Raw genomic sequence first — 11,772 nt, 5'->3', positions numbered from 1 at the left:
AAGCTCTATTCTGCATCCGGGCTGCTGAACGTCACGTTGATTTCCACGATTTCGGAGCGGGAGCCGAGACGAATCGGCGGTCCCCAGAAGCCGAAGCCGGAGGAAACGATCGATTGCAGCTTTTCCTTTTTCAAATAGCCCCAGTCATTCTCGAACACGAGCTGCGTAATGAAATTCGCCGGAAATATTTGGCCGTGATGCGTATGGCCTGACACCATCAGATCGACACCCAGCTCAACGGCAATATCAAAATCGTAAGGCTGATGCTCCAGCAAAATGAGCGGCTTGGCGGCATCCATGCCTTGAACGAGCTCACTCAGCGGAGCGCGCTCCGTATCGGAATGGTCTTTGCGTCCAAGCAGCGTGAAGCGGTCATCAATGGTAACTGACTCGTCATACAGCACCTTCATGCCGCCCGCTTCAACGGCGTTAATAATATCCTCGATATGCCCATTATATTTATCATGGTTGCCGAGGGATGCGTACACACCGTAGGGCGCCTCGATCGTTGCCATGACCTTATCAATGCCATGATCCAAATATGGCTGAATTTGATCATCCAAAATATCGCCAGGAAATAGCACGATATCCGGCTTTAAAGCATTAATGCGCTCGACGAGACGGACGGCATGATCTTTGCCGGACAAAATGCCAAAATGCATATCGGAGGCCATGACGATTTTTAATGTATTTTTCGCTGAATCGCCGTCTTGTGCGCCTTTGGGAATCGTAATATCATAAGTGCGGACAACGGGGCTGTATGCCAGAAACGAACCGTAGCCGAGCAGCGCTAGGAGCAGGACGGGGACGGCAATGCCGGACCATTTGGACACCGACTCGCGTGGCAATGACGTAAAGCGCAGCAGTCGTGCGATGAGCTGTACGGAAGGAATAATGAGCAGCAATAAGCAGAAAATAGCGAGCCAGTACATGCCAATGGCAATTAAAATAGCATTTTGCGTAATCATCGCGATGATAAAAGTGCAGGGCAGCGCAGCGGCCACGACCGTATAAATGAGCTTGCGGGCCCTCGTATGCAGCGGCTTAAGCCACCGCCAAATGCTCCAGCTTTGATAAAAAACGAGCGAGCCGAAAACGGCAAGCATGACAATACCCATAACAATAAACATGATAACTCTCCCTTTTATGTCTCTTTCTATGTTTTTACGTAATTAGTTATTTTCTGCTGAAGGCGATGCTAAGGCCAATTAGGCCGAATACGGAGCCTTCGACGATATTCAGTTTGCTGGACAGGCGTGGACGTTTGAAAATAAACCGGCGCAGCACATCGGCAAACATGCTGATCAGCGTAAAAATAACGATGGCTTGCAGCACAAATATGAGTCCCAGCGCGATCATTTGCAGAGAAGCATAGCCACTTGACTCATTGACGAATTGCGGCAGCAGCGCAAGAAAAAACAAGGAAACCTTAGGATTCAGCATGCTCATGAAGATGCCTTTTTTGTATAAGGAGGCATAGGCCAGTTCATCGGCGGTGCCAAGCGCGAGGGGCGATTGCTTTTGCCGAAAAGCTTTATAGGCCAAATAAAGCAAATAGGCGGCACCGGCATATTTCACGACGGCAAAGGCAACTGCCGATTGGTAGACAATTGCGGAGATGCCGAGAGAGGCTGCGGAAATATGGGCGAAGAGGCCGGTGCATAGGCCAAGCGTTGTGATGATTCCTGCTTTTTTGCCACGGGCGATGCTTTGGGTGAGCACGTACAAATTGTCTGGTCCCGGCATTAAGGTAAGCAGCACCGCAACGCCTAGAAATGATAAGAGGGAAGCCCATTCCAAGGTCAACACATCCTGTTCTATCAAAAAGTTACTTACTTCCTTTAGTATACTAGGAACGGCTCCCCGATCTCAATCTATACACTTTACTAGAGTCAACCGCGTGCCAAGCTAGAGGGAATGATAAAGGCAAACACTGCGTTTCATGATATTATTGTGAAAGCATTCAAGGGTTTATTGCAAGCTAGACAAAGCGATTAAAGCCAGATTTAGAAATATGGAGGAATGTGGAATGAACCATTCGTCAGATGAACAGTGGCTGGACTGGGTAAAACGGGTTCAAGCACTTGCGCAAAATGGGCTTGCCTATTCGGAAAATGCTTTCGATATTGAGCGCTATGAGGAGCTTCGCGCTATTTCGGTTGACATGCTGGCGTTTGCAACAGGCATAGGCCGGGAACAGCTAAAGCATACTTTTGCCAGCGATACGGGATATGCGACGCCGAAGGTCGGCATTCGCGGCGTTGTTTTCCAGGATGAGCGGATTTTAATGATCAAAGAAAAGCAGGATCAGGCGTGGGCGCTGCCGGGAGGCTGGGCGGATGTTGGCATTTCTCCTTCTGAGGTTGCAGTGAAGGAAATTTGGGAAGAATCCGGCTTTAAGGTTAAGCCAAAGCGGCTGCTAGCGGTGCTGGATAAAAAGAAGCACGAGCATCCACCAGATATTTATCATATTTATGACCTGTTTATTGAATGTGAAATTATTGGCGGAGAAGCGGCAGTTGGGCCGGAGACGACCGATGTTGGTTTTTTCACGGAGGATGCGCTGCCTCCATTATCGGTGCAGCGCAACACCGAGCGGCAGATCAAGATGATGTTCGAATTTTTGAAGCAGCCGGATAAGCCGGTCGTGCTGGATTAATCGAAATAAGGGCAGCCCTGCCAGTAGTTTTTAACTACTAGCGAGGCTGCCCCTATTTGATAGGCTGAGTTGGATTCAACGATTAGTTTTTAGAGAGGAGATTGTACAACACCTGTGCCACCTGATCCTGTAATGATTTCATGATCGGCCAGCTTTTGAATAGCCTCTTGTGCATAATCGGCAATCTGGTTCGCATCACTGAAGCGGGATAAGGACGTGTTTGCGCTGCCTACAGGCAGCTCGCCAAGCTTGTCAAGCGAGCGGTACAGCAGCGTAAACAGCTCCTGCCGCGTAATTTGGTGATCCGGCTTAAACTGATTGTCGCCTACGCCAGTAGTAATGCCAAGACGTTTTGCCGCAGCCAGGTAGCCCGTATAATAGGTGCCAGAAGTTTCCTTGTCAATCATTATTTACTTAGCCTATTGAAATTGTCGGATATAGTGAGGGAGGCTAGCTGCAATACCGCCAGATCCCCTTATTATTTTTTAATCCATAGCTTAGAAAAATCCAGCCAGCCGAAGGAATCGATAGCCAGCCCTTGAAGGGCTAGCGGCAGCTGCGTCTGGAAACGGGAATGGTACAGATAAAGCAGCCAATTATCCTGCCGCAGCCACTGCTCGGCTTCCTCAACAATTTGGGCGCGCTCGGCAGCGGTTGGGAGGCTGACATAGCGGGCAAGTATGCTCCGCAGCCGTTCTCGCTGTTCCCTAGTCAAAAAATGATGCAAATTGCTGTCTTCATTATAGAAAAGCCGCAGCAGGCCTAGTTCGGTATCGTTTTCAAGCACCTCAGTTGCCAGCATCAAATGGGCAGCTTGCGCGAGCTTTTGGGGCGAGACCTCGGCAATGACATAGGAATGGAGGTTCAGATGAAGGCCTATAGCAGCTGCCCGCTGCTGCAGCCAAAGCATGTCCTGCTGCTCAACAGGCCTCCCGTGGTAATACAGCTCAATGGCTTCACCGGCATAGCCGCTTTCTCGGAGCAGCGCTTCCGCATCAGCCAGCGAGCCGGATTCATAGGAAGCGAGCTCGCTGCTGGCGACTAGAAAGCTGTTGGCAGGTACGGCGCGATTGCCTCCGAGCTCCGCAATCAACAGCTCGCGGTCAAGCAGCAGCCGCAGCGCATGGCGGAAGGAGGACTGATGCTGGATGCCCGGCATGCTGAAGTTGAAAACTAAATAGCGGCAGCCATCAAGCAAGGAATCCATCGCTCTATTATTTTCCGCAGCATGATCGCCGGTTGCGGCGTCCAAATGCGGCAAGGAAAATTGCCGCTCCCGCGGCGCATCCGAAGGAATATGCCATACCTCCACGAGGTCAAGCCAAGCCCGCTCGCGAAAATAGGGGTCGAACGCTTCAAGCCGCAGCACCTGCGCTGCATTTTCCACCATCTTGAAAGCGCCTGTCCCAAGCATCTTTTTCTCAGAAAATGGTTCATTATGCGGCAAAATCGACATGGCCGCACAGCTGAGAAAATGCAGCAGAAACGGATTAGGCTGCCGCAGCCTGAAGATCAGGCAATAATCGCTGACGATTTCAATGTCCGCGATATCCTCATATTGCCAGCAGGAGGGAGAATGGACCTCCCGCAAACGCTCCAGCGTGAATCGCACATCCTCAGCCGTTAGAAGCAGCCCGTGGTGGAAGCGGACCCCTTTGCGCAAATAAAAGGTCCATGCCGTGTAATCTTCGTTGTTTTCCCAAGCGTGGGCAAGGGAAGGCAGGAAGCGCTGCGACGCCGAATCAAAGTCGATTAGGCGGCTGTAGATCTGCTCCAGTAGAAACACCTCGGTAACGGTAAAAGCAAAGGCTGGATCAAAGATGCCAAGCTTCCTCGTCACGGTAACCCGAAGCACGTCAAGATTGGCGGCACCTGCCTGCTCCAGCTGGAAGCCCATGCGATTTTCCAGCATGGCGCGCAGCTTGTCACGCAAGGCAGGAGGCAGCTCGTGGCTGGAGATGAAAGCGATGGCCTCCTTCATTTTTCCCTTCGCAAGCAGCTCGTTGAAATGCTCCGTCAGTACATCCTCCAGCTCGCGGATAACCGTCAATTGCGAAATATGGCCGCGGCCCACCCCCGCGCTCCATGCCGCAAAGCCTTCCTCCACCAGCCTGCGCAGCACCAGCTTGACGTTGCGAGGCGTACAGTTCAGCACCTCAGTCAGCTCGCCAATCGTAATCGGTATCGTTGCGCCTTTGTGCTGCTTGCCGGGCAGCGACAGAAGCAGGCTAATATAATGCTCTTTATGTTTCATCCTATACAATCCGTCCTTTGCTCTGGCTGGCGCAAGCGCGCCCCATAAAAGGTGAAATTTTAATTTCAATCTTACTCTTTTTATTCTCGTTTTCCCAGCTAAAATTAAGTCTACACAGAAAGAGGGGAAACGAACATGTTTATGCAGCTAGACCGCAACATTAAAATTCGGATTTTGACGACCTTCCTGACCCGCTGCGTAGAGGCGATGATTTTGCCGTTTATGGCGATTTATTTTACCCAGCGGCTGGGGGCCGGAATGGCTGGCTTGCTGCTGCTCATTAATTTGCTCGCGCAAATTACAGCGAGCCTGTATGGCGGCTATATGGCAGATCGTTATGGACGAAAAAAGGTGATGGCATACGCGCAAATAATCCGCTTTATTTCCGTCCTCGTCATGACGCTTGCCAACTCGTCCTTTCTTGATTCCACTTGGCTGACCTTTTCCATGATGCTGCTGCTTAGTCTCTGCAATGGCATGTTTAATCCAGCGGCCGAGGCTATGCTGATTGACGTCAGTACAAAGGAAAATCGCGCTTTTATTTATAGCATTAATTTCTGGGCGATCAATTTGTCGATTTCGATTGGCGCACCGATCGGCGGCTTTCTGTTCGCGACGCACCGGACCGAGCTGTTTATGATTATGGGGCTGGCGAGTCTGGCTACACTTATGCTGACGTTATTTTTAATTCGGGAAACCCATTTTCCAGATGCGGAAAGCAGGCTGCAATATAGCAGCAATGGCCCGATTCGCAATATGGTGCTGAATTACAAGCTGGTAGCGCAGGACAAGCTGTTTATTATCTACAGTGTGGGCGGGATGCTTATTCGCTCGCTGGAAATCCACTTGTACAACTACATTAGCGTCCGCCTGCAAAAAGAGTTCGAGCCTCAGCAGCTGCATATGCTGGACAACTTCACCTTCGAGCTGACAGGCATTCGGCTTGTCAGTCTGCTGCAAGTAGAGAATACGCTTATCATCGTCTGCCTCGCGATTTGGGCAGCCAGCTTTGTCCGCCGTTTCCGCCCAGCACGGATTATGTATATTGGCGTTATTTTGTACACGCTTGGCTTTACGATCGTCGGCTTCAGCAATTCTGTATGGCTGCTTATCGTATCGATGCTGGGAGCGACGGTTGGCGAGCTCATGTTCACGCCGATTAGACAAGCCTATTTGGCCGGCATTGTGAAGGATCATGCGCGAAGCTCCTACCTTGCGGTCAACGGTTTGCTGGGACAGTTCGCCGGAGCCTTCGGAGCTATCGGCATTAGCCTGGGTGCCGTGCTGCATTCGAGCTACATGGCATTAATCATTTTTGTAATGGGCATGACGGGGCTGCTGCTGACGCATTATGTATTTCAGCGGCTCGCGCCAGGGACGACTCGTCCGCAAGGTTCCGCACCGACTGCTGCGAAAGTTTAGAAGCGGATATTTTTTGTAAGCGAAGAAAATAAAGGAGGTTGTGCAGCATGAGCAAAAAACAATGGGCTGGCGCGATGCCAGCCGTACAATTCAGAGTAGCAAGGCCGACGAACCAATTGGCTAAGGTGGCTGCTTTTTATGAACAGGGGCTGGGACTGGAACGAATTGGCTCCTTCGAGGGGCATGACGGGTACGACGGCATGATGTTCGGTCTGCCGGGGGCGGACTATCATTTGGAGTTTACGCAGCATGTCTCTGGGCCGCCGCTTGCCCCGCCGTCTGAGGATAATCTGCTCGTATTTTACATTGAGGAACGGGAACAGCAGCTCTTAATCGTAGAGCGTCTGCTGGAGCTAGGCTACCCCGAGGTGGAGCCGGAAAACCCCTATTGGAAGCAAAAAGGCATCACCATCGCCGATCCCGACGGCTACCGTATCGTGCTGCAAAATACGTCTGGGCTGAGCTAATTGAAAGTTGATCTAAAGAAATATGATTTGGAGAAATCAAAACCCAAGCTAAAAAAGCTTTGCTTACTTGTATCTAAAAGTGAGCAAAGCTTTTTTAGCTTGTCTAGGTTAACCAAACCAATTTGTCTTAATAGGGAGCGGAGAGGGCATAGTTTATGTTTTGTTTATGTTTCGGGATATTTCTCGTTGAATGGATTTGCCCCAAAGACAAGCCAATTAAAATGTAGTTAACGTTGAAAACTAAAAATAAAAGAATTATAATGTTATCAAATGATAGTATATACTATCATTTGATAACATTATTTTTCCTTGTTTTTTCAATGTCGATCAAGCATTGCCAGGGTGTGTGTGAAAATAGGGGTCAGCCCGCTACACCCTTACGCATCGCTTCTTCGGGACCAATCTCATTTTACGCTTCAAGGCTGGTGAACCTCAGCCTACAATTGTAGCTGAGACTACACAGCTCGGGACGCCAACTTCTGGATTGGAGGACTGTGGTTCCGCTATTTTGGCTTTTGATCCAATTTCAGGGCATAAGCGGACAGGAAATCCGTTATGTTTCTCATTATCCCATCAATATAGCCATTTACAGCGTATTAGCGGCTCCTGAGTCCGCATCCAGTGCCTTAACCCGTGATTCAGTTGAAATAACGGCTGCTGTGTCCGCCAAGTCTATTTTTGTGAAGGGAGTCAACTGCTGAACCGATGAACTTGAACTTGAACTTGAAGCTGCCATTCGGTAAGTATGCTCACATTCATGAGGGGAGACTTTCCCGGTCATGGAGGCAATACGTTTGAAACTAAGTACGATCTGGAGCCGGCTCGCTTACGTTTGATTACGCCCTCTAGCTTCCCGCCGGCACAAATGTTTGAAAACTGTTCAAAACATGAAGAGAGGAATGATAGAAGATGAAAGAAAAAAGCTCTATTCCCCACCCCCCAACGTATGGTCCGCTCGGCAATTTGCCTTTGATTGACATAGACTCGCCAACCTTATCGCTTGGAGCATTGGCAGAAAAATACGGACCTATTTTTAAATTTACTGCACCAGGACTATCCAGTTTAATCGTGTCAGGCCATGAGCTCGTGGCTGAGGTATGCGATGTGACCCGATTTGACAAATATGTATACAACGAGCTGCAGAACGTTCGCGCCTTCGGCGGCGACGGATTGTTTACTAGCTGGACGCATGAGCCGAACTGGAAAAAAGCGCACAACATACTGCTTCCTACGTTCAGCAAGCAGGCGATGAAGGGTTATCATTCCATGATGATCGACATCGCCGAACAGTTAATCCTCAAGTGGGCACGGCTAAATCCGCAAGACTCCGTCGATGTAGCCGATGATATGACCCGATTGACGCTGGATACGATTGGACTGTGCGGGTTCAATTATCGATTCAACAGCTTTTATCGGGAAGATCATGCCCCGTTTGTCCAAAGCATGGTTCGCGCCTTGAACGAAGCGATGCTCAGAGGCTCCCGAATGAAAATTCAAAATATGTTAATGATCAAAACAAAACGCCGGTTTGAAGAGGATATTCAAACGATGTTCACGCTCGTGGATAAGATCATCGCCGAACGAAAGGCAAGCTCCGAGCCGGGACAGACGGATTTACTGGCACGCATGCTGGAAGGCAAGGACCCGGAAACCGGAGAGATGCTGGACAACGAAAACATTCGTCATCAGATCATTACCTTTCTAATTGCTGGTCATGAGACGACGAGCGGGCTGTTATCCTTCGCGATATATTTTCTGTTGAAAAATCCGGAAGTGCTTTTGAAGGCTCAGGAAGAAGTGGGCCGAGTGCTGACAAGTGAAACCCCGCAATATGAGGAGGTTCTTCAGCTTAATTACATCCGATTAATATTAAATGAATCGCTGCGATTGTGGCCGACAGCACCAGGATTTGACGTTTATGCAAGGGAGGATACGGTCATTGGCGGGAAGTATCCCATTGCAAAGGGACAGAGCTTTAGCGTGCTTCTGCCTCAGCTTCATCGTGATCCGGCTGCTTGGGGAGAGGATGCAGATCTTTTCCGGCCTGAGCGATTCGAAGATCCGGCTAAGGTTCCCCATCATGCTTACAAGCCTTTTGGAAATGGAGAGCGCGCCTGCATCGGCATGCAGTTTGCCCTCTATGAAGCCACATTAGTACTGGGCATGGTGCTAAAGCATTTCGACTTAATCGATTACGACAATTATATATTGGATGTAAAGCAGACTCTGACACTGAAGCCTGGTGATTTCCAGATTCGGGTTAAACCCCGTCAGCAGATATCCACGAGAGGAACCGTAGGAATAACAGACGCAGCAGAGACCAATTCTGGAGATTCACGATCTGTTGCTGCGGACCAGACTAGACCGGCCATAATCGGAACATCGAGCGGCAATGAATCGCTGCTTGTTTTATATGGCTCAAACCTGGGTACATCGGAAAGTATTGCCCGTCAGATCGCGAGTATGGCCACTGGTTATGGAATTCATAGTGAGGTGGCGCCACTCAATGAATGGAGTGGGAGATTGCCGGGCAAAGCCATTGCGATTATCGTTACGGCTTCATACAACGGCAAGGCGCCTTACAATGCATCGGCATTCGTGGATTGGCTGAAAGAAGCAGGAACAACTGAGGGGCAAGCCGTTCGATATGCGGTATTAGGCTGCGGAGACCGGACTTGGTCGGGAACGTACCAGAGCATCCCGCGCTTTATTGATGAGAGGCTGGATGCTTTAGGTGCCAAAAGACTTGTATCCCGAGGTGAAGTCGATGCAGGGGGCGATATGGAACAGCAGGTCAAGGAGTGGCTGGATGCGATGTGGCGGGCGGTTACGGATGAGCTTGGCATACAAGTGAATCGCATGGAGATGGCCAATCCAAGTACGCTTCAGCTGCAATTTGTTGAGGGGCCGTCTCAAGTGCCTTACGAAAAAACCTATCAGGCCTCCTATGCGACTGTTCAGAACAACCGGGAACTGCAAGCCTCTGAAAGTGGACGAAGCACGCGCCACATCGAACTTCTTCTTCCCGAAGGCATCAGCTATCGCGAGGGCGACCACATCGGTGTGCTGCCGCTTAACCGGGACATAAATGTAGACCGCATTCTGAAGCGGTTTGGCATGGATGGCAGCGAAATGATTTGCTTGAGCAAGGGCGGTTCACAGCTGACCCATTTGCCCTTAGAACGATCCGTCAACGTGCGTGAGCTGATCAAGTCCTGTGTGGAGCTTCAGGCGCCCGTCACACGTGCTCAGCTGCAGGAATTGGCCATTCATACCGTTTGTCCGCCCCATCGTCGTGAGCTGGAGGCCATGATGGAGGATGAGCGCTACACCCAGTATATTTTAGGCAATAGAGTAACGATGCTGGAGCTGATTGAACAATATGAGGCCTGCGAGCTTCCTTTTGTCAGGCTGCTGGAATTGCTGCCTCCGCTGAAGCCGAGGTATTACTCTATATCCAGCTCTCCTCTGCTCCATCCGAGAGAGGTTAGCATTACGGTAGGCGTCGTCAAGGAACCGGCATGGAGCGGCAAAGGAGAGTATGCGGGAGTCGCCTCTACTTATTTGGCTGATCGTGTGCCAGGCGACCGTGTTCTCATGTTTGTACAGACGCCAGAATCCGGGTTTGGACTGCCAGAAGAAGCAGCTGCGCCAATCATCATGATCGGTCCAGGAACGGGCGTTGCTCCATTCAGAGGATTTTTACAGGCGAGATCCGTCTTGAAACAGCAAGGGGTGGCACTCGGTGAAGCCCATCTGTTCTACGGGTGCAGGAACGAAATGGATTTCCTGTATCGAGATGAGCTGATCCAATTCGAACAGGAGGGTGTTGTGAAGCTTCATACCGCTTTCTCGCGGGTGCCTAGTGAACCCAAAACCTATGTACAGGATTTAATGAAGCAGGTGTCTTCATTACTGATGGATCTAATAGAGCAGCGTGGCAAAATATATGTGTGTGGGGACGGCAGCCAAATGGCCCCTGCTGTGGAGGAGACATTAAAGGCTGCGTATGAGAAAAGGCATGGAGCAGGGCCTGAAGCAGGCGACCGCTGGCTCGAACAGTTAGAGGAGGAAAGCCGGTATGTAAAGGATGTATGGGCCGGCAATTCCAAGCCAACCGTGTCCTAACATACGGCAGTATGATGTAAAGACCAATGAAAGTTAAAGCCGAAGCGTCATCCCTGGAGATAGCGCTGCAGCAAGCCATTTCTCCGGGGAGACTTTTCAGTTGAGACTAAGCCATCTATAGCAGGGAGCGGATTCAATTTTGGAACAGTCAGCCGCATTCGTGCTTATGTTATAATTTCAATGTAATATTCCTACCATATGATTGGACAATGAATCCATTACACCATAATTCTCTCCAAGGAGTGAACAAATATGAGAACAGAAATGTCATCGATCAAGCAATCGAGGCTTAACTCTATTCTGGATGAAGCAACCAAGCTGCTTATAGAGAAGCCCAATGCGTCGATGAATGAAATTGCAGATTCGGCAGGAATCGGGATCGCTACGCTGCATCGGTATGTGGAAAGCAGGGAGCAATTGATGATTTATTTGGGCTTGCGCGCAATCGAGGTCGTCAGTGAAACTATGAAGGACATTCGGCTCGATGAGGATAACTGTGAAAACTACATCCCGATGCTCATTGAAGCGCTCATCCCATTAGGGGATAAGCTTCACTTCATTGCCCATGATACAACCATTAATTACAACGAGGAGATTATTGGAGCAGATCTAAAGCTGAGGGAGCCCGTGCTGCATGCAATCGGCTTGCTGCAGCAAAAAGGTTATTTTCGCCATGATGTAGATAAGAACTGGATTGTGAATGTCCTGTATTCCCTCCTGTTCCTGACATGGCAGCAAGTCGTAAGCGGGGATATTGCTAGAAAATCCGCAGCAGCCTTGGTCGTGGACACATTCTACCATGGTTTTAAAACTCCCTGATTTACATAAGCCCGGCCAAGCAC

At 49.9% G+C, this 11,772-nt stretch carries 9 protein-coding genes; 5 read left to right on the top strand and 4 right to left on the bottom strand.

From position 1 onward, the window contains the following. Nucleotides 1–5: 5 nt before the first annotated feature. Together AC50X8_RS04260 and AC50X8_RS04255 are read right to left on the bottom strand one after the other, a co-directional pair. Nucleotides 6–1,130 (bottom strand): metallophosphoesterase, encoded by a 1,125-nt coding sequence (locus tag AC50X8_RS04260; RefSeq protein ID WP_494878818.1) that lies wholly within the window; start codon nt 1,128–1,130, stop codon nt 6–8. 46 nt (nt 1,131–1,176) lie between these two features. Further along, nucleotides 1,177–1,800, bottom strand: coding sequence for a LysE family translocator (locus AC50X8_RS04255; protein WP_494864883.1), 624 nt, complete (start codon nt 1,798–1,800; stop codon nt 1,177–1,179). Nucleotides 1,801–2,029: 229 nt separating this feature from the next. On the opposite strand from AC50X8_RS04255, the gene AC50X8_RS04250 reads away from it, so the two are divergent. Further along, nucleotides 2,030–2,659 (top strand): NUDIX hydrolase, encoded by a 630-nt coding sequence (locus AC50X8_RS04250; RefSeq protein ID WP_494878816.1) that lies wholly within the window; start codon nt 2,030–2,032, stop codon nt 2,657–2,659. 89 nt (nt 2,660–2,748) lie between these two features. Here AC50X8_RS04250 and AC50X8_RS04245 read toward each other — a convergent pair whose 3' ends face one another. Both AC50X8_RS04245 and AC50X8_RS04240 read right to left on the bottom strand, forming a co-directional pair. Further along, a complete protein-coding gene (locus AC50X8_RS04245) occupies nt 2,749–3,066 on the bottom strand; it encodes an S-layer homology domain-containing protein (protein WP_494878814.1) in 318 nt (105 codons plus the stop codon). Nucleotides 3,067–3,137: 71 nt separating this feature from the next. After that, nucleotides 3,138–4,913: an ABC transporter substrate-binding protein gene (locus AC50X8_RS04240; protein WP_494878812.1), complete on the bottom strand. Its 1,776-nt coding sequence runs from the start codon at nt 4,911–4,913 to the stop codon at nt 3,138–3,140. 135 nt (nt 4,914–5,048) lie between these two features. Between AC50X8_RS04240 and AC50X8_RS04235 the strand changes: the two genes are divergently transcribed. The 4 genes from AC50X8_RS04235 (at nt 5,049) to AC50X8_RS04220 (ending at nt 11,749) form a co-directional block, all read left to right on the top strand. Continuing rightward, nucleotides 5,049–6,335 (top strand): MDR family MFS transporter, encoded by a 1,287-nt coding sequence (locus tag AC50X8_RS04235; RefSeq protein ID WP_494878810.1) that lies wholly within the window; start codon nt 5,049–5,051, stop codon nt 6,333–6,335. A gap of 47 nt (nt 6,336–6,382) precedes the next feature. Next, nucleotides 6,383–6,802: a VOC family protein gene (locus AC50X8_RS04230; RefSeq protein ID WP_494864812.1), complete on the top strand. Its 420-nt coding sequence runs from the start codon at nt 6,383–6,385 to the stop codon at nt 6,800–6,802. Nucleotides 6,803–7,711: 909 nt separating this feature from the next. Then, complete coding sequence (locus AC50X8_RS04225) at nt 7,712–10,930, top strand: bifunctional cytochrome P450/NADPH--P450 reductase (protein ID WP_494878808.1); 3,219 nt, start codon at nt 7,712–7,714, stop codon at nt 10,928–10,930. A gap of 252 nt (nt 10,931–11,182) precedes the next feature. Then, nucleotides 11,183–11,749 (top strand): TetR/AcrR family transcriptional regulator, encoded by a 567-nt coding sequence (locus AC50X8_RS04220; protein WP_056031020.1) that lies wholly within the window; start codon nt 11,183–11,185, stop codon nt 11,747–11,749. Nucleotides 11,750–11,772 lie beyond the last annotated feature (23 nt).

It is taken from the genome of Paenibacillus sp. JT22N15 (assembly GCF_059383755.1).
Note: the sequence above shows the minus strand (reverse complement) of the source record. Positions and strands in the feature narration are given on the sequence as shown.

Excerpts from the sequence above, each read along its gene's own strand:
- AC50X8_RS04260 (WP_494878818.1), bottom strand. The coding sequence starts at position 1,130 with ATGTTTATTGTTATGGGTATTGTCATGCTTGCCGTTTTCGGCTCGCTC.
- AC50X8_RS04250 (WP_494878816.1), top strand. The coding sequence starts at position 2,030 with ATGAACCATTCGTCAGATGAACAGTGGCTGGACTGGGTAAAACGGGTT.
- AC50X8_RS04245 (WP_494878814.1), bottom strand. The coding sequence starts at position 3,066 with ATGATTGACAAGGAAACTTCTGGCACCTATTATACGGGCTACCTGGCT.
- AC50X8_RS04240 (WP_494878812.1), bottom strand. The coding sequence starts at position 4,913 with ATGAAACATAAAGAGCATTATATTAGCCTGCTTCTGTCGCTGCCCGGC.
- AC50X8_RS04235 (WP_494878810.1), top strand. The coding sequence starts at position 5,049 with ATGTTTATGCAGCTAGACCGCAACATTAAAATTCGGATTTTGACGACC.
- AC50X8_RS04230 (WP_494864812.1), top strand. The coding sequence starts at position 6,383 with ATGAGCAAAAAACAATGGGCTGGCGCGATGCCAGCCGTACAATTCAGA.
- AC50X8_RS04225 (WP_494878808.1), top strand. The coding sequence starts at position 7,712 with ATGAAAGAAAAAAGCTCTATTCCCCACCCCCCAACGTATGGTCCGCTC.
- AC50X8_RS04220 (WP_056031020.1), top strand. The coding sequence starts at position 11,183 with ATGAGAACAGAAATGTCATCGATCAAGCAATCGAGGCTTAACTCTATT.